Origin of the sequence: Allobosea sp. Root670, assembly GCF_001429415.1 — a bacterium.
GTDB classification, from domain to species: Bacteria; Pseudomonadota; Alphaproteobacteria; order Rhizobiales; family Beijerinckiaceae; genus Allobosea; species Allobosea robiniae.
On the sequence record NZ_LMJU01000001.1, the window covers coordinates 501,108 to 524,256 of the forward strand.

A 23,149-nucleotide genomic window follows, 5' to 3' on the forward strand; every position below is an offset into this window, starting at 1 on the left:
CGGGATGACCCGCGTGTTTCCGAGAATAGTCGGCAGGTTATTGCGACCAATTCACTCCGTTATCGCGTAAGCCGCCCGATCGATGCCGTGCCGCGCGAGCTTGTCATAGAAAGTCTTGCGGGGGATACCGAGCATCTCCAGCGTCGCGCGGACATCGCCGCGATTGGCCTCCAGCGCCTCGCGGATCAGGTTCGCCTCGATCGCATTGAGGCGATCCGGCAGGCTCGCGACCGGAACGTCAGGGCGGGCTGATTGCGCCGGCAGATCGCTGGAGAGGCCAAGCGCGACACGCTCGGCGAAATGGACGAGCTCGCGGACATTGCCGGGCCAATCGTTCTCGACCAGATGGCGCTCGACCGCGCGATCCAGCGCCGGCACCGGCCGGCGGTATTTCTCGGCCGCACGAGCCAGGAAGCGGGTGAAGAGCAACGGAATGTCGCGGCGGCGCTCGCGCAAAGGCGGGATACGCAGCGTCACCACGTTCAGCCGGTAATAGAGGTCCTCGCGAAAATCGCGGCGCTGGGCGGGGTCTCCGAGATCGGCCTTGGTCGCGGCCACGACGCGGAGATCGACACGGCGCAGGTCGTTCGAGCCCAAGGGCGCGATCTCGCGCATCTCCAGTACCCGCAGCAGCTTGACCTGCGCCGAGGGCGGCATGCTCTCCAGCTCGTCGAGGAAGAGCGTGCCGCCGCTCGAATGCTCGATGCGGCCGATCCGCTTTTTCTGCGCGCCGGTGAAGGCGCCGGGCTCGTAGCCGAACAGCTCGCTCTCGATGACGCTGTCGGGCAGCGCACCGCAGTTCAGAGCAACGAAAGGTTTTTCCCGCCGGCGCCCAAGCCGATGCAGCAGGCTGGCGACGACCTCCTTGCCGGTGCCGGTCTCGCCGAGCACGAGCACGTCGACATCGACATCGGCGAGCTCGCGGATGGTCTGGCGCAGGCGGGTGATCGCGGCGGTCTCGCCGATCAGCGCGGTTTCCTCCTCGCCCTGCTCGGCCAGCGCCCGCAAACGCCGGTTCTCGAGGACGAGCGCCCGCTTCTCGGCGGCGCGCCGGAGCGTCTCGACGAGGCGCTCTCCGGCATAGGGCTTGGCGATGAAGTCATAGGCGCCCTCGCTCATCGCGCCGACGGCAGTGGCGATATCGGCATGGCCAGAGATCATGATCACCGGGATATCGGGATCGAGCGCCCGCAAGCGCCGGAACAGTTCGATCCCGTCCATGCCGGGCATGCGGATGTCCGTGACGACGATGCCCGCGTAATCCGGCCCGATCCGCTCCAGCGCCGCCTCCCCGGACGGCAGCGCCACCGCCCGGAACCCGGCGAGGCCCAAGGCCTGGACATTGGCGTCGCGCAGGTCGGGATCGTCGTCGACGAAGGAGACCTCGATCGCGGCGATGGAGCCTGCGGAATCGCTCATGCCGCCGCCCTTTCGAGATTGATGACGAAGCTGGCGCCGGCGCCGGGAGCGCTTGTCGCGGTCAAGGTGCCGCCGAAGGAGACGATCATGTCCTGCGAGATCACCAGCCCGAGGCCGAGCCCCTTGGGCTTGGAGGTGCTGAACGGCGTGAAGAGCTGCGCCAGAGCCTGCTCCGACAGGCCGGGGCCGCGATCGGTGATTGCAATCTCGACCCGGTCGTCGTGTGGAGTGACGGCAATCGCCAGCGCGGGCTCGCCGCCCTGCCCACCTTCCATCAGGGCCTCGATCGCATTGCGCAGCAGATTGACGAAAACCTGTTCGAGTTCGATCGGGCGGGCGATGACGTGGACCGGCTCCGGCGGAGCGATGACGTGCGGCGTCACGCCGGCCTGGCGCAGAGGGCCTTCGAGCAGGGTCAAAGCACCGTCGATGATCGTGCCGATCGGGACCGGGGCGAGCGGTTCCTTGCCGCGCCGGGCGAAACCGCGCAGTGCCTCGGTGATCGCGCCGATCCGGTCCGTCAGCGAGACGATGCGGATCAGTGCGCCGTCGGCATCCGCCGGCTCGGCGCGCTTGAGGAAGCTGCGCGCGTTCTCGGCATAGGTACGCAATGCCGCCAGCGGCTGGTTGACCTCATGGGCGACACCGGCCGTGATCTGGCCGAGCGTCGCGAGGCGGTTCGCCTTGGCCAGCTCCTCGCGGAGATTGGAGAGGCGCTCCTGCGCGCGGGCGCGCTTCGCCATCTCGGCCATGAGGCGCTCGTTCGCACCGGCGAGCTCGGCCGTGCGTTCGGCGACGCGGTCCTCCAGCTCGGCTTTGGAGCGGGCATCGGCCTCCTGCCGGGCGAGGTTGCGCTGGCGGCGATAGAGGGCGAAACCGGCCAGCGCCGCCCCCGGCATCAGCAGGAGCGCGACCAGCGCCTGCGATTGCGCCCGCCCGCCGGTGATCGCCGCATCGACGGGCTGAAGCACCTCGAGCAGCCAATCCGTCGTCGCGACGGGCTGGCGCATGCGGACATAGCGGCCGGCGAAGGCGCCGGCGCCCTGAACGAGATCGCCGCGCTCCTGCAGGGGCAGCAAGGTCAGCGGCGCGGTGCCGAACTGTAGCGAATCCCGGATCGCCGCCGCGGTCGCCGGATCGAGTGGCGCTTCGACCCCGAAACGCCAGTCCTCGACCGTCGAGAGCAGCACGACGCCGCGCTTGTCGACGACATAGGTCTGGCCGCCGAGCGCGCGCCAATCGGCCTCGACGCGATCGAACTCGGCCTTGACGACGATGACGCCGAGGCTGCGGCCGCCCTCCTCGATCCGCCGGGTGACATAGAGGCCGGGGCGCTGGCTGACGGTGCCGAGCGCGAACTGCTCGGCCGCTCCATTCGCGACCGCGCCCCTGAAATAATCGCGAAAGCTGTAGTCGTTGCCGACGAAGCTCGTCGGCTCGTTCCAGTTGCTGGCCGCGATCGCGACACCGTCCGGGCCGAGCAGATAGATCACCGCTGCCCGGGCCTCCTTCGCGATCGCCTCCAGCTTGAGGTCGAGCCCATGGCGGCTGCCGCCGGTCAGGGCCTGCCGCACATCGGGGTCGCGGGCGAGGATCACCGGCAGGGCGCGCTGCTTCTCCAGCTCGCCACGCAGGATCGCAAGCGCCAGCGTGCCGCCATCCGTCGCCCGGCTCTCCGTCGCGGCGATGGCGCGGCTGCGGCCGATCTCACCGGCGGTGAAAAGCGAGGCGACCGCGAGCCCCGCGACGACCAGCCCGAAGACCAGCCAGCGCAGCGTCGCGGCACTCTTCCACGGATCGCGCCCGGAACGGCTCATCCATCTGTCGTTGTGCGGAATCCCGCACAAATCAAGAGGCGGGGTGCGGAATTCCGCCCGCAACGCTCGCAAAACGATTCCGAAATGAACCGCAACTCATTGGTTTATTTGGATTTCCGGAAAACGGTCTGGTTGGCACGTGGGTTGCGAAAGAGGGGCAGCGGTTTCGAACAAAACCAAGACGACCGCCGACCCAAGGAGCAGAACATGGCGACCCCGATCGACATCGCGCCCGCTCATCCGGCGCATCCCAGAAAATTCTATCAGCATCTCTATGTGCAGGTGCTGTTCGCCATCGCGGCGGGCATCCTGCTCGGCCATTTCTGGCCGGACCAGGGCACGGCGATGAAGCCGCTCGGCGACTCCTTCATCAAGCTGGTGAAGATGATCATCGCGCCGGTGATCTTCCTGACGGTCTCGACCGGCATCGCCGGGATGACCGACATGAAGAAGGTCGGGCGCGTCGCCGGCAAGGCGATGATCTATTTCCTCTGCTTCTCGACGCTGGCGCTGATCGTCGGCCTGATCATCGGCAACGTGGTCCAGCCCGGCGCCGGCCTGCATATCAGCCCGGCCAGCCTCGATGCCAAGGCCGTCCAGGGCTATGCCGCCAAGGCGCATGACGCGAGCGTCGTCGGCTTCCTGCAGAACATCATCCCGGACACGATCGTCGGCGCCTTCGCCTCGGGCGACATCCTGCAGGTGCTGTTCTTCTCGGTGCTGTTCGGTCTGGCCCTGGCGATGGTCGGCGAGCGCGGCAAGCCCGTGCTCGACTTCCTGCAGGCACTCTCGACGCCGATCTTCAAGCTGGTGGCGATCCTGATGAAGGCCGCCCCGATCGGCGCCTTCGGCGCGATGGCCTTCACCATCGGCCGCTACGGCATCGGCTCGGTCGCCAATCTCGCCTTCCTGATCCTGACCTTCTACATCACGGCGGCGGTCTTCGTGCTCGGCGTGCTCGGCATCGTCGCGCGCTATAACGGCTTCTCGATCCTGGCGCTGATCCGCTACATCAAGGACGAGATTCTCCTCGTCGTCGGCACCTCCTCCTCGGAAGCGGCCCTGCCGAGCCTGATGGAGAAGATGGAAGCGGCCGGCTGCAAGCGCTCGGTCGTCGGCCTGGTCATCCCGACCGGTTATTCCTTCAATCTCGACGGCACCAATATCTACATGACGCTGGCGGCGCTGTTCATCGCCCAGGCCATGGACATCCATCTGCCGCTCGGCGACCAGATCCTGCTGCTGCTCGTCGCGATGCTCTCCTCGAAGGGCGCGGCCGGCATCACCGGCGCCGGCTTCATCACGCTCGCGGCGACGCTCTCCGTCGTTCCGGCCGTGCCGGTCGCCGGCATGGCGCTGATCCTCGGCATCGACCGCTTCATGTCGGAATGCCGCGCGGTGACCAACTTCATCGGCAATGCCGTCGCCACGGTCGTGGTGGCGCGCTGGGAAGGCGAACTCGACGAGAACCGCCTGAAGGCGGCGCTTGCCGGCAAGCTGCCCGATTTCCTCGACGAGCCGCTGATGGCTCCGGCCGAGTAAGCCGGGCCCGCTAAAAAGACGAAAGCCGCCGCCGGCATCCCGGCGGCGGCTTTTTTGTTTCCGAACGCTGCGCTCTCAGAGCGTCGAGCGGCGCACGGTCAGATCGGAGCGCTCGTAGACGGCCGGCAGCAGGTCGACGCCGAGGCCGGGCGCTTCCATCGGATAGACATAGCCGTTCTCGATGCGCGGCATCTCGGTGACCAGCTCCAGATACCAGCCGCGATAGAAGGCGCGCACCGATTCCTGGATCAGCGTGTTCGGCTGGCTGAAGGAGGTGTGGACCGCCGCGACGAAGCCGACCGGACCGATGCAGTCATGCGGCGCGAAGGGGCGGTGCCAGGTCTCGGCCAGCGCCGCGATCTTGCGGCCCTCGGTCAGGCCGCCGGTCCAGCACAGGTCGACCATCACGACATGGGCGGCGTCGCGCTCCAGCATGTCCTTGTAGGGCCAGCGCGAACCCAGCGTCTCGCTGGCGCAGACCCAGACATCGGTCGAGCGGGCGTATTCCGCCAGCGCCTGCGGCGAGTTCATCCGGATCGGATCCTCGTACCAGGTCGGCTTGTAGGGCTCCAGCACGCGGGCGATCTGCTTGGCGGTCGGCAGGTTCCAGAGCGAGTGGAACTCGACCATGATCTCCATCTTGTCGCCGACCGCCTTGCGAATCTTTTCAAAGGGCTCGACCGCCTTCTTCATCTGCTCGGCGGTGATGTGGAGGCCGTGGTTCTCGATCGCGGCGGGGTCGAAGGGCCAGATCTTCATGGCCGTGATGCCCTGCTCCAGCAGGCTTTCGGCAAGGACATCGGCGCGGTTCATGAAGCCGTCGAGATCCTCATAGGGGCTGGCCTCGTCGCCCAGGCTCCAGTTCGAGACCGGCTTGATGTTGGCGGAGCGGACATAGCGGGTGCCGGCGCAGGTGTTGTAGATGCGCTGCTTGTCGCGGCAGAGCCCGCCGAGCATCTGATGCACCGGCTGGCCGCAGACCTTGCCGAAATGGTCCCAGAGCGCGATGTCGATCGCCGAGGTCGCACGGGATTCCGCGCCGGTCGAGGACTGCGCCATCGGCAGGTTGGTCATCTCGCGATGCAACGCCTCGATATGCAGCGGGTTCTTGCCGAGCAGGCGCCCGGCCAGCGTGTCGTGGATATGCGCCTCGACCGAGCGGGCACCGTAGAAGGTCTCGCCCAGGCCGACATGGCCGGAATCGGTGTGCACGCGGACCCAGAGCACATTGCCGAATTCCTCGGCGCACAGGGTTTCGATGGCGGTGATCTTCATGGCGTTCCGTCCTGTTGGATCTTTTCGGGAGCGGGCGCCAAGGCCCCTCGCCGCTTGTTGGCTATTGGAGGCTCACAGCACCGAGATCATGCCGCCGTCGACATAGATGATCTGGCCGCTGACATAATCGGCGGCCGAGGAGGCCAGGTAGACGCAGGTGCCGGCAAGCTCGTCCGGGCGGCCCCAGCGGCGTGCCGGGGTGCGACCCTTCACCCAGGCGTCGAAGGTCGGGTTGTCGATCAGAGCCTGGTTCATGTCGGTGATCATGTAGCCGGGGCCGATCGCATTGGCCTGGATGCCGAGCTCGCCCCATTCGGCCGCCATGGCCTTGGTCAGCATCTTGATGCCGCCCTTCGCCACCGTGTAGGGCGCGACCGTGGCGCGGGCGAGCTCGCTGGTCAGCGAGCCGATATTGATGACCTTGCCATGGCCGCGCTTCGCCATCCGGCGGGCGGCCTCGCGGCCGACGACAAAGGCGCTGGTCAGGTTGGTGTCGAGCACGCGGCGCCAGTCTGCCGTCTCCAGCTCCAGCATCGGCTTGCGGAACTGGATGCCGGCATTGTTGACGAGGATGTCGACCGCAATGCCCTCGGCATCGAGCGCGGCGAAGGCGGCCACGACCGCCTGCTCGTCGGTGACGTCGAAATTCAAGCCGCGGGCCTTGTGCCCGGCCGCGTTCATCGCCGCCACCGCCTCCGCCAGACGACCAGCATCGGCACCGTTGAGGATGATGCTCGCGCCGGCTGCCGCGAGCCCTTCGGCCATGGCACGGCCGAGCCCGCGCGAGGAACCGGTCACGAGCGCGGTGCGCCCCGAGAGATCGAAAGGTGAGGTCACGATGGAGGTCCTATTTCGCTTTGGTCTGGAGCGCCGGGTGGGCCGGCATCGGGCCGCCCGCGGCGAGCTGGGCTGCGTAACGGCGATAGGATTCGCCGATATGCTTGCGCATCGCCTCGCCGGCCCCGGCCGGGTCCCTGGCGCGGATGCGGTCGAGGATCGCAGCATGATCGGCGCGGCGGATCGCGACGTTGGCCTCCTCGCCGCGATCCTTGTCGCGCATGCTGCGGATCGAGTTCAGCAGCGGGCTCGAGACGAACTGGAGCACAGTCAGGAAGAGCGGGTTATGCGCGGCCGTGGCAATGGCGAGATGGAGCGCCAGGTCATGGGCGGAGCTGTCCTCCCCCGCATCGTCGGCAGCATTCAGCGCGGCCTCGGCAGCGCCCATGTGCTCAAGATTCTCAGGCGTATGGCGCAGCGAGGCCAATTGCGCCGCCTCCACTTCCAGCCCGAGGCGGAACTCCAGGAATTGCAGGATCGACTGCTCGGAAGCCGCGATCTCCGCACGCCGCAGGCGCAGGGAATCCTGCTGGTTGACGAAGAGCCCGAGCCCCCGGCGGGTTTCAACGATGCCGTCGGCCTTCAGATAGGCGATGGCCTCGCGCACCACCGGCCGGCTGACGCCAAGCTGGCGGGCGAGCTCGGTCTCGGAAGGCAAACGCGCGCCGGGCTGCAAGGCGCCCGAGCGGATCGACGTCGCCAGCGCGGTGGCGGCATCGCTCGCGAGATTGGGCCTGGATCCGATGGACGACAGCTGCATGGCGGTTTCCTGCTGAGCGCAGCATTGTCATGTTATCAGTTGTCTGACAACCATACTTCTGCGTTTCGCAGGTTCCGAACGTCATGTCGGCTTATCGATCGAAGCCGGCGATGAACCTCGTTTGCGGGCAAAACTTGCCCGATTCCCGCATTGGGACCATGCTCATCCAGATGAAGCCCCTGCTCGTCCTCGGGATCGTCGTGAGCTGCGGCCTCGCGATCTGGCTGGCGCTGGAGGGCAACGCCGTGATCGCGTTGCCGCTGGTCATCGTCGTCAGCGCCCTCGTGCGGACCCTGGTCCGCGTCATCAACGGCAAGCATTTCCGCCCCGCCGAAACGCCGATCGCCCAGGATTCGGAAGACTGACCGGTCGCTCACGGTCGCCGGGGCCAGCCCGAGTTGACCGCCACCGGCTGGAGGCGCGAATCCTGCGAGCTGGACGAAGCTTCGTTCCAGGTCATGAGCCATGTCATCGGCTTCGCCCGGTCGCGTCATGGGGCCATGACGCGACCGGAGAATCGGGCAGGCCCGCGCGGCGCCTGCCGCCATCGATGGCCTCGCTACGGTGCTCGGCCGCAGCCGATCCCGGAAGCAGCGGCGCCTTCCTGGATCGCATCCGCCGCCAGGCGGCACCGGATTGCATCGATCCGATCCACAGGCCGGAAGCCCGTTGGCGGCCGCGGTGAAGAAAGCCGGCTGAAGTGACTGGACAGGCCGAGCGCCTGCCTCTATATCGCCCCCACCAACACGGACGGCCCCGCGCCGCTCCCGGTTCGCCCAGGTAGCTCAGTTGGTAGAGCATGCGACTGAAAATCGCAGTGTCGGCGGTTCGACTCCGTCCCTGGGCACCATTCCTTTTCAAGGCTTTAGGTGTCAGGATTTCAACGGTTTTATGAACCGTTGTTACCGCCGTCTGTTCTGGCGGCGTTCCGCTTCGCGGTTCTGAGCTCGGCAACGCTGCTCGACTGAACGACGGCGGCGCGGTTGTAGCCCATCGTCGCAGACATCTGCGTTTGGGTAGCAGCCTTCATGACGTCGGCCGGTTCTGCGCCAGCTTCGAACGCCTCGGACACTGCCCCGGCCCGGCTATCCATGTTCCAGACGCCCTTCGGCCAGCCCGACTTCGTCGCGAGCTTGCGGAACTCGCGCGAGAACGTCGGCCGGCGCTATCGGCTCGCGGTCGATGAGCGCGGCTATTTCAAGCGGCGAGAGCGCGGGGAGCGCGTCACGCCGGTGTTCGCCATGTCGAAGGGCTTTGATCTCGATGCGCTCGTCCCGCAAGCCGATTTCCCGACCACCGGCGCCTATGTCGTCAGCGACTTTTACTGGGAGGAGGGGAGAAGATCACCGGCTGGCGCCATGTCGCGGATGCCGCGCTGCTTGATGAGGGGCGGCGTGATGGCCGATATCATGAAGGAGCTAAGATGTGGCCTGAATCATCGAATCAATTTTGGATTTTGCAGCGAACAGATCATCAAGCTCTCTCGATTGAAATTCTCTAACTTTCTCATTCCATTTGAGCGCTTCTTCGAAAGCTTGCTGCAGCGGCCGCGCGCTGGCGTCAGGCGGAGTTCCGCTCGGTATGTTGATCATAATCGAGTACTCTAGGTCTCTAATCGCCTCGGCGTGATTTCGACGTGCGTTCGTCAGCGGCCTGTGATCTTCATCGGGAAATTGCCCGGAATAGGCAAAACCATTCCGAAGCGTGTTTTGGTCGTTAAAGAATTGCCCGCCGAAATCCTGTTCTGCATCGGTCAGCGCTCGGTAGTCCACTCTCTGATAAATGGCCTCGAAGCGACTAATGCAGGCTTGCAACTGCTTCGCGGCTCCCATGACGCCCAGGCCAGCTTGGATATCAGCGGCTAATTGTGTCCGATGGGCAAGCGCCGTTTGGAAAGAAACATCACGCATCTGCCGAATAGCCGTCATCACAATAAAAATAGCTACAACTACCGAAACCCCGGCCGCAACCAGGGTTTGATAGCGATTGAGCCAGAATTCGATGCAGCCATTGGCATCGACAATCTTCAGCGCCGCGCGCTTATTAACGTTGGCGCACGCCAAGCCTGCTTTATAAATCGCAAAAACCAGCAGGACCATAACGGCGGCAGTAAAGCCGCAGAGTGCAATCTTCTGCCACGGTTTCATACCTGTCCCCCCCGCCAGCATATTAGCGAGGCTCTCGCATTTGGCGAGGGCAGCGTGATGAATTGGCTCGGCTACGCCATGCCCGGCTTGATTGCTCTCGTATATGGCGGGTGGGGTCTCTACCTCCTGATCAGGAGGTCGTGTTGATGGCACGCGCGCCAGATTGCGCGCAGCTTCCAGTCTGCCGAAGCCGGCATCGACAATGACGATATGAGGTTCAGTGTTGTTGCTCATGATGTCGGATCGCTCGGGAGCTGGTGGATCGCCGCCGCGCTGACCCCACCAGCGTGTAACCCGCTCAACGCGTTCCTAGTCCTCGCGCTCGCGCTCCTGCGGCGCGCCCTCTTCCGCCTCGTCGACCGGCTCGCCGGGAATCACGTAGCTGCCCTTGAGCCAGCGGCCGAGGTCGATATCGGCGCAGCGCGCCGAACAGAACGGCTTGAAGCGCGCGACCGCCGGCTTGCCGCAGATCGGACAGGGCTTCGCGGCCGGCGGAGCGTTTTCGGTGTCAGTCATATTTGAGCGTGATTCCTCCATCCACGACGAGCTCGATGCCGGTGACATAGCGCGCCTCGTCGCTGGCGAGGAAGAGCGCGGCATTCGCCACGTCCCAGGCCTCGCCCATATGCCCCATTGGCACCTGCGCGGCGCGCGCCGCCCACATCGCATCGACATCGCCCTTGCCGTAGACGGCGGCGAGGCCGGCGGAATGCTCGACCATCGGCGTCTTCATCAGGCCGGGCAGGATCGCGTTGACGCGAATCTTCTGCGGGGCGTATTGCGCCGCCGTCGTGCGGGTGAGCTGGTTCAGCGCCGCCTTGGTCGCGGAATAGCTGGCATAAGGGACGCCAGTGTGGCGGATCGAGGCGATCGACGAGATGTTGATGATCGAACCGCCCTCGCCCGTCTCCTCGAACTGGCGCTGCATCACCGGGATGACGTGCTTCATCGCCAGGAACGGGCCGGTGAGGTTGACCCTGAAGACGCGCTCCCAGACCTCCTCCGCGAGATCGACGACGCTGCCGACTTCGGCGATGCCGACATTGTTGTCGAGGATGTCGATGCGGCCATAGCGGCCAAGCGCATGGGCGACGAGTTCGGCGACCTGCTCCGCCTTGGTGACATCCGCCTGCATGGCGAAGGCCTCGCCGCCCTCGTTGCGGATGATGCCGGCCGTCTCCTCGGCTGCATCCCGGTTGATATCGGCGCAGACGACCTTGGCGCCCTCGCGAGCGAAGGTCGTCGCCGTCGCCTTGCCGTTGCCCCAGCCCGGCCCGATCGATCCCGCCCCGGCCACGATCGCGACCTTGCCGCTCAGACGTCCCGTCATCTCCACTTCCCTCTTGTCGGCGCGTTCCAGCGCGTCGCGTTTCCCGGTGGCAGGATCAGCCGCGAGACGCGTTCAGGCAACCCGCATGGACGCTGTGTCAGGCTGCGTTCATCCAGCCGAAGCGGATGGGGAAGCCCTCGCCACCGAGGAGATTGACCGTCTCGTAGAGCGGCAGCCCGACGACGCCGGTATAGGAGCCGACAAGCTTGACGACGAAGGAGCCGGCGATGCCCTGCACGGCGTAGCCGCCGGCCTTGCCGCGCCATTCGCCCGAGGCGAGATAGGTCTCGATATCCTCGCTGGAGAGGCGCTTGAAGCGCAGGCGCGTCTCGACGATGCGGTCCCGGACCGTGCCTGAGGGCGTCACCAGCGCGACGCCGGTATAGACGCGATGCGCCCGCCCCGAGAGCAGGCGCAGGCACGCCGCCGCCTCGTCAACGATCTCGGCCTTGGGCAGGATGCGCCGGCCGACGGCGACGACCGTATCGGCGGCGAGGATATAGCAGCCCTCGAGATCGGCGCGGGCCTTCGCGCCCTCACGCGCGGCCTGCGCCTTCTCACGCGCCAGCCGGCGGGCGAGATCGCGCGGGCGCTCGCCCTTCAGCGGGGTCTCGTCGAGATCCGCGGGAAGCAGCGCATCCGGCTTCAGCCCGGCCTGTTCCAGCAGCGCGAGGCGGCGCGGCGACGCCGACGCGAGAACCAGCATCGGCCGCCAGCCGGAATGTTTGGGAGTGGAGAAAAGGCTCAACAGGCTGCTCGACAGGAATCCGGGCCGCAGGGTTTCGGCGCGGATCAAGCCTTAGAGCATTTCGGCAGGGCGATAAATCCATCCACGACGGTATCGGCCGGAACATCGCCTTCCGGGTTTCGGACGGAGCACGCCGGTTCCATGCGGTCACGGTCGACGGCTCTGGTATACTAGGCATTGCCAAGCCGGGCCTTTGACGGCAGACTCCCTTCCCCTCGGCGTTACGTCTCCTGGTTTCGTCGGCTTACCGGAGTCCTAACCATGCCGAGATCGCGCAAATCGACGGGCTCCGCCCTTGCGACCGGGGCGGAGGCGCAGGTTCTTGCGGCGCGCCTGATGTCGATGCAGGCCGACGCCGGCCTGACCATCGCCATGCGGATGCCGTTGCTGATGAAAGGCGCCTTCGGCGACAGTCGTGGTCAGCGCGAGGCCACCAAGGCCGTGATGGAGAAGGCCTCGGCCGTGTTCGAGAGCAGCCTTGCCGCCATGCAGGCGACGACCGCGTTCTGGTGGGGCCTTGCCCTCCACCCGCCCGGCCAGTTCGATCTGGCGACGGCGGCGGTCAAGGTTGCCGACAGCACGCTGGAGCCTTTCGCGCGACGCACCCGCGCCAACGCCGCCCGGCTCAGCGGATATCGCCGCTAAACCGACCTGTATTCAGACGGTCAGGCCTGGCTATCGGAGGCGGTTTCCGCGACCGGCGCCGGCAGGGCATGCGCGCGCTCCAGCTTGCGGTAACGCACCACGCTGACCGGAATCAGCGCGAGATAGGCGACGACGACGACCGTCAGGACCTCGAAGGTGTAGGCGAAGAGCAGGCCTGCGACGATCACGACCGCGACGAAGATCGGCAGCACCTGGGTGCGCGGCACGCGCGTGCCGAGCGTCTTGCCGGCATAGCAGGGAATCCGCGAGATCGTCAGGAAGGCGATGAACAGGATGTAGATGCCGACGAAGAGCGCGCCATATTCCTGCACGGGCACACCGATGATGTGCAGATAGACCGGCAGCATCGCCGTGATCGCGCCGGCAGGGGCCGGCATGCCGACGAAGAAATCCTTCTGCCAGTCCGGGCGATCGGGATCGTCGATCATCACGTTGAAGCGCGCCAGCCTGAGCGCCATGGCGCAGGCCAGCGTCAGCACGATGATCCAGCCGAAGGATTTCAGGTCGTGCAGGACGAAGATCCACAGGACATAGCCGGTAGCGACGCCGAAATTGACGAAATCGGAGAGCGAATCGAGCTCGGCGCCAAAGCGCGAGGTGCCCTTGAGCAGGCGCGCCAGGCGACCGTCTATGCCGTCCAGCGCCGCTGCGATCAGGATGCAGATCGTCGCCGTCTCCAGCTTGCCCTCGACGATGAGGCGCATCGCGGTCAGGCCGAGGCAGAGCGCCAGCAGTGTGATGACGTTCGGCGCCAGCAGCCGGAAGGGAATCGGCTTGAAGCGGGCGCGCTTGGACTCGACGCGCTCGGGCTCGAAGGGAGGAAACAGGTCGCTCATGTCAGCCGGAATACGCGGTTTTGGGAGCGCAGGCTAGGCTCCGCCAAGCGTCATCCCGCACGCGCTGCGGCGCGAAGTGCCGCTGCGCAGATGCGGGACCGTCATCAGGAGAGTGAGTTCTTCCCGGCAGCGTTCAGGTGGGGGCGCCCCTTTCGGGGGATGGTCCCGTGTCTGCGCAGCGGCATTCGCATGCCGCAGCGTGCACGGGATGCCCCTGCCCTTCGGTCGCGCCCTCAGATGTCGCGGAAGCTGCGCGTGACCAGCTCGTTGCCGCTCATGTCGGCGAGCACGGTCTCGCCGGCGATCGCGGTCTGGCCCTCGCCGACCAGCGGCACGACATGGGTCGGCAGATAGACGTCGACGCGCGAGCCGAAGCGGATCAAGCCGAAACGCTCGCCGGTGCCGAGCACATCGCCTTCCTTGACGAAGGGCACGATGCGACGGGCGATCAGCCCGGCGATCTGGACGACGCCGACGATGCCGGATGTGGTCTCGATCGCCAGCGCATTGCGCTCGTTGTCGTCGCTCGCCTTATCGAGCTCGGCATTGAGGAAGAGGCCGGGCGTATAGGCGATCTTGGCGATGCGGCCGGGCACCGGCGCCCGGTTCACATGGCAGTCGAAGACGTTCATGAAGATCGAGATGCGCGTCATCGGCTCGGCCGGCAGTTCGAGCTCCGGTGGCGGCAGGGCCTGCGCGATCTGGCTGATGCGGCCGTCGGCCGGCGAGATCACCAGTCCTTCGCGTTGTGGCGTGACCCGGACGGGATCGCGGAAGAAGTAGCAGATCCAGATCGTGACGATCGCGCCGATCCAGCCGAAAGGCGACCAGAGATTGGCGAGGATGATCGTCGCCACCAGGCCGATCGCGATGAAGACATAGCCCTCCTTGTGGATGGGCACGATCACCTTGCGGACGGAATCGACGAGGGACATGAAGCGGGTTCCGTTGGGCTGCCGGCGCCGGGCGCACGGGAATGGCATGGCCGCCGCCGGGGGCCGGCAGCAAGCGTTGCGCTGATTTAGGAGGTTCCGCCGCGAAGGGAAAGCCCCCGGCCGGCGTCGATGGACGGCGCGCGATGTCGCGGCTGCTCCGGTCAAGCCGCCCGGTGCGGGACCTGAACGAAGCGCACCGCCACCTTCCAGGTCAGCAGCGCGAAGATGACGAGGACGATCCCCTGGGCAACGGCAAAAGGCGGCCCGGATTGCGTCGGCGCCAGGGCATGCAGGGCCGGGACCTTTCCGAAGAGCTGCGCGATCAGCACGAAGATCAGCAGATAGAAGGAGAGCACGGCCATGATCGCATAGATGCGGCGCCAGCCGCCTTCCAGCCGCCGCCCATAGAGCGCGTAGCCCGCGATCGCGACCAGCACGATATGGATCGCCCCGACAATGTGGGAGGGCAACACGCCATTGAACGGAAAGCCGAAGCCGGTCGCGCTGGTGGCGAAGGCGGTGGAGAGGAAGACTCCCGTCCAGCCCGGCCGCGTGTGTCCATGGAGCAGCCCGGCCGTCACCGGGAATCCGGCAACGATGGCGACCAGGCTCAGCCAGGTGTGGAAACCCACGAATGTGGTCGGATCGAACATGGCAGCCCCCAGCTTCACCCTGCCGGAGCAGCATGCAGGAAAGGGGCCGTGCTTGCGAGCGGTTTCAAACTGGCCGGCGAGCCAGCAACCTGGCTCTTACGACAGCGTCACCCTGACGCTCTCGCCCTCGGCTTCGGTGGCGCGCTGGAGCGTGGCCTTGGCTTCGTCGACCTCGCGCTGGCGGTTCCACATCGCGGCGTAGACGCCGTCCGCGGCCAGAAGGTCGCGGTGATGGCCGCGCTCGACGATCTGGCCCTTGTCGAGCACGATGATCTCGTCGGCGTTCACGACAGTGGAGAGCCGGTGCGCGATGACCAGCGTGGTGCGGCCTTCGCTGACCCGGTCGAGCGCATCCTGGATCTCCTTCTCGGTGAAGGAATCGAGCGCCGAGGTCGCCTCGTCGAGGACGAGCACCGGCGGCCCCTTCAGGATGGTGCGGGCGATGGCGACGCGCTGCTTCTCGCCACCGGAGAGCTTCAGCCCGCGCTCGCCGACCGAGGTGGCGTAGCCTTCCGGCAGCGTGCGGATGAAGCGGTCGATCTGGGCGAGGCGCGCGGCCTCCGCAACCTCCTCCATCGATGCCTCGGGGCGGCCATAGAGGATGTTGTACTCGATCGTGTCGTTGAACAGCACCGTATCCTGCGGGACCATGCCGATCGCGGCCCTGAGCGAGACCTGCTGGACATCGGCGATCGGCTGGCCGTCGATCAGGATGCGGCCCTTCTGCGGTTCGTAGAAGCGGAAGAGCAGGCGCGAGATCGTCGATTTGCCGGCGCCGGACGGGCCGACGATGGCGATCGTCTGCCCCGGCAGGACCTTGAACGAGACGCCGCGCAGGATCGGCCGCTCCGGCACATAGGCGAAATGCACGTCCTCGAAGGCAACCTCTCCCGCCGGGACCGCGAGCGGCAGGGCGCCGGGCTTGTCCTGGATCTCGGGGTCGCGGCCGATCAGCGAGAACATCTGGGCAATGTCGAGCGTCGCCTGCTTGATCTCGCGATAGACGGTGCCCATGAAATTCAGGGGAATGTAGAGCTGGATCAGCATGGCGTTGATCAGGATGAGGTCGCCGACCGTGTTGGTGCCGGCCTGGAAGCCGCGCACCGCCATCACCATCGACAGCGTCAGCCCCACCGCGAAGATCGCGGCCTGGCCGAAATTCAGCCAGGCGAGCGAGGTGTAGGACCTGATCGAGTTGCGCTCGTAGCGCGCCATCGACTGGTCGTAGCGCGCGGTCTCGCGGGCCTCGGCGCCGAAATACTTCACCGTCTCGTAGTTGAGCAGCGAGTCGATCGCCTTGGCATTGGCGTCGGTATCCGACTCGTTCATCGCCAAGCGGATGGCGATGCGCCACTCCGTCGCCTTGATCGTGTAGGTCATGTAGGCCGTGACCATCGCGACCAGCACGGCGACATAGCGCCAGTCGAACAGATACAGCAGCACGGCGATGATCAGCGAAACCTCGATGATCACCGGCACGAGCTGATTGAGGCCGAGGCGCACCATCTCCTCGATGCCGTTGCGGCCGCGCTCCAGCACGCGCGTGAGCCCGCCGGTCTTGCGCTCGAGGTGGAAGCGCAGCGAGAGGTGGTGGAGGTGGCCGAAGGTCTGCAAGGCGAGCGTGCGCACCGCATGCATGAAGACCGGGGCGAAGATGGCATCGCGCAACTGCACGAAGGCAGCCGCGCCGACCCGGGCGAGACCGTAGAGGATCGTCAGCGCCAGCGGCGCGCCGACCAGCCAGGGCAGCCATTTCTCCAGATTCGAATAGGAACCGGCCAATGCATCCGTCACCCATTTGAAGGTGAAGGGCACGCCCATCAGCACGAGCCGGCCGGCCACCATCAGCGCAAAGGCCGCGACGACGCGGCCGCGCAGATCGGCGCGCTCCGCCGGCCACAGATAGGGCCAGAGCGCACGGAAAGTGGCGAAGAAGCCGGACCCGGGCTGGATCACGGCAGAGCGATGAAAGCTCGGCGCCGGGGACGGCGCAGACGGCGCGGACATTTTCAAACGATTCCAGTTAGAGCGCCCGTATAGACGCAATCGCGCGCCTTTGCATGGGAATGTCGTTGCGCCGGGGACATGCGGCAGGCTGCCCGAAAGCTGCCTTGCCAGCGCCCCATCCCGGGTATCTGATCCCGGCCATGGCGCTCGACGCCCGCCATCGGGGAAGGAAACACCATGAAGGCTCAACAGCTTGTCGCTTCCGGGATCGGCATCGCCGCCGCCCTCTTGCTCGCCCTGCCCGCCACGGCGCAGAATTCCCGGCCACATCCGCAGATCACGATCACCAACCAGCGCGCCGTGCCGCTGAGCACTTTCGCGATTGCCACGCCCGGCGATCAGCCGCGTCTCGTCGCCAAGCTTGCCAAGCCGCTGGCGCCCGGCAAGAGCATCGCGCTCAAGCTCAACAAGCCGCAGGGCTGCTCCTATACGGTGCAGGCGCGGTTCGACGATGAGGCCGAGAGCGACGCCGATATGGACCTGTGCAGGGACCGGGTCATTCGCCTAACGGAGTGAGCGTCTAACCGCCTCCCACACGGTCATCCCGGACAAGCGGCGAAGCCGCGCCGATCCGGGATCCATGCCAGAGCGCTCCCGGCAAAGGTTCAGGAATGGATCCCGGGTCTGCGCTTCGCTTCGCCCGGGATGACCAGCGTTTTCGGCGAGAGGCTCTTCACGCCGTCGCGCCGGCCTTCACCAGCTTGTAGGTGATCGAGTCGACCAGTGCCTGGAACGAAGCGTCGATGATGTTGGCGCTGACGCCGACGGTGGTCCAGCGCTCGCCGGTCTCGTCGCCGGATTCGATCAGCACGCGCGTCACGGCATCGGTGCCGCCCTGGAAGATGCGAACCTTATAGTCGACCAGGCGCAAGCCGCCGATCAGCGACTGATAGCGGCCGAGGTCCTTGCGCAAGGCGATATCGAGCGCATTGACCGGGCCGGCATCGCCCTCCGCCGCCGAGATCAGCACCTCGTCGCCGACCTTCACCTTCACGATCGCCTCGGAGAAGGTGACGAGCTCGCCCAGCGCATTGTGGCGGCGCTCGACATTCACGGCGAAACGCTCGACCGCGAAATAATCCGGGACCTCACCAAGAATGCGCTTCACCAGCAGGAAGAACGAGGCGTCGGCGCCCTCGAAGGCATAGCCCTGCGCCTCCTTGTCCTTGACCTCCTGCAGCACGCGATTGAGGCGGGGATCGTCGCGGCCGAGCGTGACGCCGATGCGCTCCAGCTCGGCGACGAGGTTCGACTTGCCGCCCTGATCGGAGATCAGGACCTTACGGGTGTTGCCGGTCGCCTCCGGTGCGACATGCTCGTAGGTGCGCGGGTCCTTCAGCACGGCGGAAGCGTGGATGCCGGCCTTGGTGGCGAAGGCCGAGGCGCCGACGAAGGGCGCATGGCGGTTCGGGGCGCGATTCAGCATCTCGTCGAGCGCGCGCGAGACATGAGTCAATTCGCCGAGTTGGTCCTCGCTGACGCCGAGCGCGAAGCGGTCGCGATAGCGCTCCTTGAGCTTCAGCGCGCCGATCAGCGTGACCAAGTTGGCATTGCCGCAGCGCTCGCCCAGACCGTTGAGCGTGCCCTGGATCTGGCGTGCGCCGGCCTCAACCGCCGCGAGCGAATTGGCGACGGCGCAGCCGCAATCGTCATGGGCGTGGATGCCGAGATTGCCGCCGGGCACGGTCTTGGCGACCTCGCGCACGATCGCGCCGACCTCGTCAGGCAATGTGCCACCATTGGTGTCGCAGAGCACGACCCAGCGGGCGCCGGCCTCATAAGCCGTGCGAGCGCAGGCGAGCGCGTAATCGGGATTGGCCTTGTAGCCATCGAAGAAATGCTCGCAATCGAGCATCACCTCGCGGCCGGCGGCCTTCGCCGCTTCGACGCTCTCGCGGATGCCGGCGAGGTTCTCCTCCAGCGAAATCTCGAGCGCGACATGGACATGATAGTCCCAGGCCTTGGCGACGAAGACGATGGCGTCGGCCTTCGCCGCCAGCAGGGCGGCGATGCCGGGATCGTTGGCGGCCGAGCGCCCTGCCCGCTTGGTCATGCCGAAGGCGGCGAATTTCGCCTGCTTCGTCGCTTTCTGCTCGAAAAAGGCGGTATCCAGCGGATTGGCGCCGGGATAGCCGCCCTCGACATAGTCGATGCCGAGCCGGTCGAGCAGCGCCGCGACCGCGCGCTTGTCGTCGAGCGAGAAGTCGACGCCCGTGGTCTGGGCGCCGTCGCGTAGCGTCGTGTCGAAGAGATGGACGCGTGCCGCGCTCATCGTTCCCGCCTCAATTTGAAGCGGACGATGCGCGGCACGACCATCGCCAGCATGACCAGCTTGATGGCGAAGGAGAGCGAGCCCGCCGGGCGGATCTTCGGGCTCATCGCTTCACCTCCCAGGCGGTCGTCGGCTCGCCGGTCACCGGGTCCTTGCCGTCCTTGAGCGCGATGCCCATCGCCGCGAGCTCGTCGCGGAGGCGATCGGACTCGGCGAAGTTCTTGGCGCGGCGGGCGTCGAGGCGGGTGGCGATCAGGCGCTCCACCTCGGGCGCGACGACGGCGGGGGCCGCCACCTCCGGCAGAGCGATGCCAAGCAGGTCGAGGCCGGCCAGCAGCGCCGGCAGGTCCCCCGCCTTGCGCAAGGCATGCAGCTCGGCCAGCACGCGGGCGGTATTGAGATCGTCCGCGAGCGCGTCGAGCAGTTCGGCCGAGGGCTTGGACGCCAGCGCGCCCTGCGCGGCCTCCGCCCAGTCCTGCAGCGTCTTCTCCGCCTCCTCCAGCGCCTTCACCGTCCAGTCGATCGGCTGGCGGTAATGCGTCTTGAGCATCGCAAGGCGCAGCACCTCGCCTGGCCATTTGCGGCCGCCGAAGACATCCGTTTCCAGCAGTTCGTTGATGGTGACGAAGTTGCCGAGGCTCTTCGACATCTTCTCGCCTTCGACCTGCAGGAAGCCGTTATGCATCCAGATATTGGCCATGCGCGGCTGACCCTCGCCACCGCCAAAGGCGCAGCAGGACTGGGCGATCTCGTTCTCGTGATGCGGGAAGACGAGATCGATGCCACCGCCATGGATGTCGAAGACGTTCTTCATGGGGTCGTCGCAGGCGAGCCCGCCGCCGAAAGGCGTCAGCAGCTTCGCCATCGACATAGCCGAGCATTCGATATGCCAGCCGGGACGGCCGGGCGTGGCGATGCCGGCCGGCGACGGCCAGCCGGGATCGATGCCGTCACGGCTCGGCTTCCAGAGCACGAAATCCATGGCGTCGCGCTTATAGGGCGCGACATCGACGCGGGCGCCGGCCAGCATCTCGTCGAGCGAGCGGCGGGCGAGCGTGCCGTATTTCGGCGCCTTCACCAGATGCGCGACGGCCGGGACGTGGAAGAGCACATGCTCCTCGGCGACATAAGCGACGCCGCGCGCGATCAGGCGCTCGATGATCGCCTTCATCTCCTCGACATGCTCGGTGGCGCGCGGCTCCGTCGTCGGCCTGAGCGTGCCGAGCGCATCGATATCGGCATGGAACTGCGCCGTCGTCGCCTGCGTGACCCTGGCGATCGCCTCGTTCAGGGGCAAGCCGGGATAGTCGCGCGCCGCGCGGGCGTTGATCTTGTCGTCGACGTCCGTGAGGTTGCGGGCATAGGTGACGTGCTCCGCGCCGTAGATATGGCGGAGCAGGCGGTAAAGCACATCGAAGACGATGACCGGGCGGGCATTGCCGATATGGGCGTAATCATAGACCGTCGGGCCGCAGACATACATGCGGACATTCGACGGATCGATCGGCGCGAAGTCCTGCTTCGTGCGCGTCAGCGTGTTGTAGAGCCTCAGGGTCGGCGACATCGGGGCGAAATCCTGGAACGAAACGAACGGCGAAATACGAAAAAGGGCCTGGCCGCTGGCCGGGGCGCTTTTGTCGGTTCGTTTTCAGGACGAGGACGTGAGCAGCCGGCCAGCGAAAGCTAGCGGCAAATAATGCAGAGGCTGTTGATGGCGGCTCGCGTCATGGGAGGAACTGATTGCCTTTCCGCGGGCTTTCCGTCAAGAGGGCGCCCGATTGCTGCAATGCAGCATCGCCTCGATATTGCCGCAGTTCATTCAAATTTAACCGGGCGGAACCATCCTCCCGATTCGCGGGCTCTCCGTCCGCGATCCATCAGGAACTTCACCTCATGCGCCGCGCCGTGGCCTTTGTCGGATTGCTCGGGGTCGTCGCCGCCGGCATCTCGCTCTCGATCATGCCGAGCAGCCGCTCAGCCGCCGCAAGCGAGCCGCGCACCTTCCTGATCCCGGCCAGCGACGGCTACGGCGTCGCCGACTGCATCTCCTCCAGGGCCGAATGCGGCCAGATCGTCGCGAACGCCTGGTGCGAATCGCAGGGCTTCGGCAAGGCGGTCACCTTCGGCGTCGCCGCCCGCGAGGATTTCACCGGATCGGTGACGAAGCAGAGCCCGGCGCAACTGGCCGAGCAGCCGCTCAGCATCACCTGCGGCGAATAACTCTCGCTAGATCGCGGCGTCCTGTCGGACGCAGAGTGGCGATCTAACTCTTTAGTCTGCGATCAGATTTATCCGAAAAGTGGAATCCACTTTTCGGTCTGATGCCTTCACCGAATCCACTCCGAGCATTTCGGCGGCTCACCCGAATTGCCCCAGGGCATGATCGGCACGGTCGAGGTCGAGTTCTGCGGCGAGCCGTCGATCAGCTTGTCTGTATAGACGAGATAGACCAGCACGTTGCGCTTGGCATCGCAGCCACGCACGATCTGCATCTTCTTCCAGACCAGCGAACGGCGCTCACGGAAGACGACATCGCCCTGCTCGGCCTTTTCCTTGAACTTGATCGGACCGACCTGACGGCAGGCGAGCGAGACCTCGGAGACCTCCTCGGCAACGCCGAACATGCCGGAGACGCCGCCCTTTTCGGGCACGGTGTAATGGCAGGCCACGCCCTCGACGATGGGATCGTCGACGCCATAGACGGCGAGCTTGTCGTTCGGCGTCAGCATCTTCCAGACGGTCGACTTGCGGAAGATCAGGTCTTCCTGCGCCATCGCCGGACCGGCGCAGGCGAGACCGAGGAGGAGCATGGCTGGCAGGCGGCGGGACAGGCTCATCGTGAACTCCGGCAGATCTCGAACGGGGCAGGCTTCGGGCCGACGCGATATGGTAGCGCTCGCGCCGGAATGCCAGCCTCGCAGCGCGCCGTCACTGCTTGAAGAAGGTGCCGTAACCTTCCAGCGCCTTGACGCGCTCGGCGATCACCGCCGCACGGCAGAGCGGGAAGTGCAGCACCTGCCCTTCCCGCCCCCAATCGTCGCTGCGGTAGAACAGGCAGCTCGTCTCCTTGAAGGCGTTCCAGGCGCGCTGCTCGTCGAGCAGGTTCTTTCGCGTCTCGTCCGGCAGCCCGGCAAAGACCCGCTTCCAGGCTCCGTTGAGTCGCCCGTCCTCGCGCTTCAGCAGGTCAGCGCCGCAGGTGGCCCAGGACGTGTTCGTGCCGTCGGACGCGGCGATGCAGCGGTCATGCTCGGCATCGGCCACCGCCGGCCGAGCCAGGCAGAGGCACAGGCCTCCCCAGAGCAGAAGCGCAGGCAGTCGTCGTCTCATCACGCATCTCCCTCGAGCGGCCATCAACCCGCCAGCGGCTTGAAGACGAGATAGGCGGCGGCGAGCGCACCGACGACGCCGAGGGCGAAGAGAACCAGCTTCAGCCGTGTCATGGTGCTGGCGAAGGCGACATTGCCGCCATCGACCTGGGGATAGCGATCGAGCAGCCGCGCCACGGCGAAATTCTCCGCGACATCGCAGAGCCCGCCCAGAAGCCAGCCGCCGCCACAGAGCGCCGCCACCCACCAGGGCTGGCCACGCAGGCTGAGGCCAGCGACGATGAGGGCGCCGACGATCGCATAGGTGAAGGCGCAGGCGACATCGGCCGGCAGCACGCGGTTGCGGTAACGCGCGCGCTTGTCCTCGCCATAGAGCGTGAAGAGCTTCTCGACATCGGCGACGCTGTAGCCGTCCCAGTCGCTTTCCAGCATGCGCGGCACGCCCTGACGGTTCGACCAGACGCCGACCGCCCAGAACAGCACCACCACCAGGACCGGCCCCCAGACGAAGAAGGCCAGCGGGATGGCGGTCGAATAGAACGGCACGGTCTCGGTCATGGCGTCTCGGCTCTCGCGTCT

24 protein-coding genes and 1 tRNA gene are annotated in these 23,149 nt (G+C 66.2%); 6 read left to right on the top strand and 19 right to left on the bottom strand.

What is annotated here, in order from left to right:
• Positions 1-51: 51 nt before the first annotated feature.
• Both ASE61_RS02250 and ASE61_RS02255 read right to left on the bottom strand, forming a co-directional pair.
• Complete coding sequence (locus ASE61_RS02250) at positions 52-1,419, bottom strand: sigma-54-dependent transcriptional regulator (RefSeq protein WP_061964228.1); 1,368 nt, start codon at positions 1,417-1,419, stop codon at positions 52-54.
• Positions 1,416-3,236 carry a sensor histidine kinase gene (locus ASE61_RS02255; protein WP_061964230.1) on the bottom strand — a complete coding sequence of 607 codons (1,821 nt, stop codon included), beginning with the start codon at positions 3,234-3,236 and terminating at the stop codon, positions 1,416-1,418. The genes ASE61_RS02250 and ASE61_RS02255 overlap by 4 nt, the downstream gene beginning before the upstream one ends.
• A gap of 207 nt (positions 3,237-3,443) precedes the next feature.
• Here ASE61_RS02255 and ASE61_RS02260 point away from each other — a divergent pair, with 207 nt between their 5' ends.
• On the top strand, positions 3,444-4,778 hold the full coding sequence (locus ASE61_RS02260) for a dicarboxylate/amino acid:cation symporter (protein ID WP_061964231.1): 1,335 nt from the start codon (positions 3,444-3,446) through the stop codon (positions 4,776-4,778).
• A gap of 75 nt (positions 4,779-4,853) precedes the next feature.
• Here ASE61_RS02260 and ASE61_RS02265 read toward each other — a convergent pair whose 3' ends face one another.
• The 3 genes from ASE61_RS02265 to ASE61_RS02275 all read right to left on the bottom strand — a co-directional run bounded on the left by ASE61_RS02265 (position 4,854) and on the right by ASE61_RS02275 (position 7,650).
• Positions 4,854-6,053 carry a mandelate racemase/muconate lactonizing enzyme family protein gene (locus ASE61_RS02265; RefSeq protein WP_061964234.1) on the bottom strand — a complete coding sequence of 400 codons (1,200 nt, stop codon included), beginning with the start codon at positions 6,051-6,053 and terminating at the stop codon, positions 4,854-4,856.
• A 72-nt stretch (positions 6,054-6,125) separates the two neighbouring features.
• Positions 6,126-6,893, bottom strand: coding sequence for an SDR family oxidoreductase (locus ASE61_RS02270; protein ID WP_061965500.1), 768 nt, complete (start codon positions 6,891-6,893; stop codon positions 6,126-6,128).
• A gap of 7 nt (positions 6,894-6,900) precedes the next feature.
• A complete protein-coding gene (locus tag ASE61_RS02275; RefSeq protein ID WP_061964236.1) occupies positions 6,901-7,650 on the bottom strand; it encodes a FadR/GntR family transcriptional regulator in 750 nt (249 codons plus the stop codon).
• A gap of 158 nt (positions 7,651-7,808) precedes the next feature.
• Between ASE61_RS02275 and ASE61_RS02280 the strand changes: the two genes are divergently transcribed.
• A complete protein-coding gene (locus ASE61_RS02280) occupies positions 7,809-8,015 on the top strand; it encodes a hypothetical protein (RefSeq protein ID WP_156406954.1) in 207 nt (68 codons plus the stop codon).
• A gap of 409 nt (positions 8,016-8,424) precedes the next feature.
• Positions 8,425-8,500 (top strand) — tRNA-Phe (locus ASE61_RS02285).
• A gap of 235 nt (positions 8,501-8,735) precedes the next feature.
• On the opposite strand, the gene ASE61_RS26260 is transcribed toward ASE61_RS02285, so the two are convergent.
• The 5 genes from ASE61_RS26260 to ASE61_RS02310 all read right to left on the bottom strand — a co-directional run bounded on the left by ASE61_RS26260 (position 8,736) and on the right by ASE61_RS02310 (position 11,833).
• Complete coding sequence (locus ASE61_RS26260; protein WP_156406955.1) at positions 8,736-8,930, bottom strand: hypothetical protein; 195 nt, start codon at positions 8,928-8,930, stop codon at positions 8,736-8,738.
• 138 nt (positions 8,931-9,068) lie between these two features.
• Positions 9,069-10,031, bottom strand: a complete 963-nt coding sequence (locus ASE61_RS26265; protein WP_156406956.1) for an AMP-binding protein — start codon at positions 10,029-10,031, stop codon at positions 9,069-9,071.
• Between the two features lie 75 nt (positions 10,032-10,106).
• The gene (gene yacG, locus ASE61_RS02300) at positions 10,107-10,313 is read right to left on the bottom strand and encodes a DNA gyrase inhibitor YacG (RefSeq protein ID WP_061964244.1); all 207 of its coding nucleotides are present in this window, start codon (positions 10,311-10,313) and stop codon (positions 10,107-10,109) included.
• Positions 10,306-11,127 (bottom strand): SDR family NAD(P)-dependent oxidoreductase, encoded by an 822-nt coding sequence (locus tag ASE61_RS02305; RefSeq protein WP_061964246.1) that lies wholly within the window; start codon positions 11,125-11,127, stop codon positions 10,306-10,308. Before ASE61_RS02305 ends, yacG begins: the two co-directional genes overlap by 8 nt.
• A gap of 97 nt (positions 11,128-11,224) precedes the next feature.
• Positions 11,225-11,833, bottom strand: a complete 609-nt coding sequence (locus tag ASE61_RS02310) for a Maf-like protein (RefSeq protein ID WP_061965502.1) — start codon at positions 11,831-11,833, stop codon at positions 11,225-11,227.
• A 303-nt stretch (positions 11,834-12,136) separates the two neighbouring features.
• Between ASE61_RS02310 and ASE61_RS02315 the strand changes: the two genes are divergently transcribed.
• Complete coding sequence (locus ASE61_RS02315) at positions 12,137-12,520, top strand: hypothetical protein (protein ID WP_061964248.1); 384 nt, start codon at positions 12,137-12,139, stop codon at positions 12,518-12,520.
• 20 nt (positions 12,521-12,540) lie between these two features.
• Here ASE61_RS02315 and ASE61_RS02320 read toward each other — a convergent pair whose 3' ends face one another.
• The 4 genes from ASE61_RS02320 to ASE61_RS02335 all read right to left on the bottom strand — a co-directional run bounded on the left by ASE61_RS02320 (position 12,541) and on the right by ASE61_RS02335 (position 16,972).
• Entirely contained in the window at positions 12,541-13,377 is an 837-nt protein-coding gene (locus tag ASE61_RS02320; RefSeq protein ID WP_061964250.1) for a CDP-alcohol phosphatidyltransferase family protein, read from the bottom strand.
• A gap of 233 nt (positions 13,378-13,610) precedes the next feature.
• Entirely contained in the window at positions 13,611-14,360 is a 750-nt protein-coding gene (locus ASE61_RS02325; protein ID WP_082617032.1) for a phosphatidylserine decarboxylase, read from the bottom strand.
• Positions 14,361-14,473: 113 nt separating this feature from the next.
• On the bottom strand, positions 14,474-14,965 hold the full coding sequence (locus ASE61_RS02330; RefSeq protein WP_061964254.1) for a hypothetical protein: 492 nt from the start codon (positions 14,963-14,965) through the stop codon (positions 14,474-14,476).
• Positions 14,966-15,061: 96 nt separating this feature from the next.
• Entirely contained in the window at positions 15,062-16,972 is a 1,911-nt protein-coding gene (locus tag ASE61_RS02335; protein ID WP_082617033.1) for an ABCB family ABC transporter ATP-binding protein/permease, read from the bottom strand.
• Positions 16,973-17,149: 177 nt separating this feature from the next.
• On the opposite strand from ASE61_RS02335, the gene ASE61_RS02340 reads away from it, so the two are divergent.
• Positions 17,150-17,488, top strand: coding sequence for a hypothetical protein (locus ASE61_RS02340; protein WP_061964256.1), 339 nt, complete (start codon positions 17,150-17,152; stop codon positions 17,486-17,488).
• A 157-nt stretch (positions 17,489-17,645) separates the two neighbouring features.
• On the opposite strand, the gene cimA is transcribed toward ASE61_RS02340, so the two are convergent.
• Positions 17,646-19,244 (bottom strand): citramalate synthase, encoded by a 1,599-nt coding sequence (gene cimA / locus ASE61_RS02345; RefSeq protein ID WP_061964258.1) that lies wholly within the window; start codon positions 19,242-19,244, stop codon positions 17,646-17,648.
• Positions 19,245-19,347: 103 nt separating this feature from the next.
• Entirely contained in the window at positions 19,348-20,808 is a 1,461-nt protein-coding gene (cysS, locus tag ASE61_RS02350; RefSeq protein WP_061964260.1) for a cysteine--tRNA ligase, read from the bottom strand.
• Between the two features lie 329 nt (positions 20,809-21,137).
• On the opposite strand from cysS, the gene ASE61_RS02355 reads away from it, so the two are divergent.
• Positions 21,138-21,464 (top strand): hypothetical protein, encoded by a 327-nt coding sequence (locus ASE61_RS02355; RefSeq protein WP_061964262.1) that lies wholly within the window; start codon positions 21,138-21,140, stop codon positions 21,462-21,464.
• A 107-nt stretch (positions 21,465-21,571) separates the two neighbouring features.
• On the opposite strand, the gene ASE61_RS02360 is transcribed toward ASE61_RS02355, so the two are convergent.
• From ASE61_RS02360 to ASE61_RS02370, 3 genes are all read right to left on the bottom strand, one after another.
• A complete protein-coding gene (locus ASE61_RS02360; RefSeq protein WP_061964264.1) occupies positions 21,572-22,081 on the bottom strand; it encodes a CreA family protein in 510 nt (169 codons plus the stop codon).
• Positions 22,082-22,172: 91 nt separating this feature from the next.
• Positions 22,173-22,571: a lysozyme inhibitor LprI family protein gene (locus ASE61_RS02365; RefSeq protein ID WP_061964266.1), complete on the bottom strand. Its 399-nt coding sequence runs from the start codon at positions 22,569-22,571 to the stop codon at positions 22,173-22,175.
• Between the two features lie 23 nt (positions 22,572-22,594).
• Positions 22,595-23,128, bottom strand: coding sequence for a hypothetical protein (locus tag ASE61_RS02370; RefSeq protein WP_061964268.1), 534 nt, complete (start codon positions 23,126-23,128; stop codon positions 22,595-22,597).
• Between the last annotated feature and the right edge of the window lie 21 nt (positions 23,129-23,149).

Coding starts and splice junctions, on each gene's coding strand:
- ASE61_RS02365 (WP_061964266.1), bottom strand. CDS start 22,571: ATGAGACGACGACTGCCTGCGCTTCTGCTCTGGGGAGGCCTGTGCCTC.
- cysS (WP_061964260.1), bottom strand. CDS start 20,808: ATGTCGCCGACCCTGAGGCTCTACAACACGCTGACGCGCACGAAGCAG.
- ASE61_RS02360 (WP_061964264.1), bottom strand. CDS start 22,081: ATGAGCCTGTCCCGCCGCCTGCCAGCCATGCTCCTCCTCGGTCTCGCC.
- ASE61_RS02315 (WP_061964248.1), top strand. CDS start 12,137: ATGCCGAGATCGCGCAAATCGACGGGCTCCGCCCTTGCGACCGGGGCG.
- ASE61_RS02335 (WP_082617033.1), bottom strand. CDS start 16,972: ATGTCCGCGCCGTCTGCGCCGTCCCCGGCGCCGAGCTTTCATCGCTCT.
- yacG (WP_061964244.1), bottom strand. CDS start 10,313: ATGACTGACACCGAAAACGCTCCGCCGGCCGCGAAGCCCTGTCCGATC.
- ASE61_RS02340 (WP_061964256.1), top strand. CDS start 17,150: ATGAAGGCTCAACAGCTTGTCGCTTCCGGGATCGGCATCGCCGCCGCC.
- ASE61_RS02310 (WP_061965502.1), bottom strand. CDS start 11,833: ATGCTGGTTCTCGCGTCGGCGTCGCCGCGCCGCCTCGCGCTGCTGGAA.
- ASE61_RS02355 (WP_061964262.1), top strand. CDS start 21,138: ATGCGCCGCGCCGTGGCCTTTGTCGGATTGCTCGGGGTCGTCGCCGCC.
- ASE61_RS02250 (WP_061964228.1), bottom strand. CDS start 1,419: ATGAGCGATTCCGCAGGCTCCATCGCCGCGATCGAGGTCTCCTTCGTC.
- ASE61_RS02305 (WP_061964246.1), bottom strand. CDS start 11,127: ATGACGGGACGTCTGAGCGGCAAGGTCGCGATCGTGGCCGGGGCGGGA.
- ASE61_RS02275 (WP_061964236.1), bottom strand. CDS start 7,650: ATGCAGCTGTCGTCCATCGGATCCAGGCCCAATCTCGCGAGCGATGCC.
- ASE61_RS02370 (WP_061964268.1), bottom strand. CDS start 23,128: ATGACCGAGACCGTGCCGTTCTATTCGACCGCCATCCCGCTGGCCTTC.
- ASE61_RS02325 (WP_082617032.1), bottom strand. CDS start 14,360: ATGCCATTCCCGTGCGCCCGGCGCCGGCAGCCCAACGGAACCCGCTTC.
- cimA (WP_061964258.1), bottom strand. CDS start 19,244: ATGAGCGCGGCACGCGTCCATCTCTTCGACACGACGCTACGCGACGGC.
- ASE61_RS02330 (WP_061964254.1), bottom strand. CDS start 14,965: ATGTTCGATCCGACCACATTCGTGGGTTTCCACACCTGGCTGAGCCTG.
- ASE61_RS26265 (WP_156406956.1), bottom strand. CDS start 10,031: ATGAGCAACAACACTGAACCTCATATCGTCATTGTCGATGCCGGCTTC.
- ASE61_RS02280 (WP_156406954.1), top strand. CDS start 7,809: ATGCTCATCCAGATGAAGCCCCTGCTCGTCCTCGGGATCGTCGTGAGC.
- ASE61_RS02265 (WP_061964234.1), bottom strand. CDS start 6,053: ATGAAGATCACCGCCATCGAAACCCTGTGCGCCGAGGAATTCGGCAAT.
- ASE61_RS02320 (WP_061964250.1), bottom strand. CDS start 13,377: ATGAGCGACCTGTTTCCTCCCTTCGAGCCCGAGCGCGTCGAGTCCAAG.
- ASE61_RS02260 (WP_061964231.1), top strand. CDS start 3,444: ATGGCGACCCCGATCGACATCGCGCCCGCTCATCCGGCGCATCCCAGA.
- ASE61_RS02255 (WP_061964230.1), bottom strand. CDS start 3,236: ATGAGCCGTTCCGGGCGCGATCCGTGGAAGAGTGCCGCGACGCTGCGC.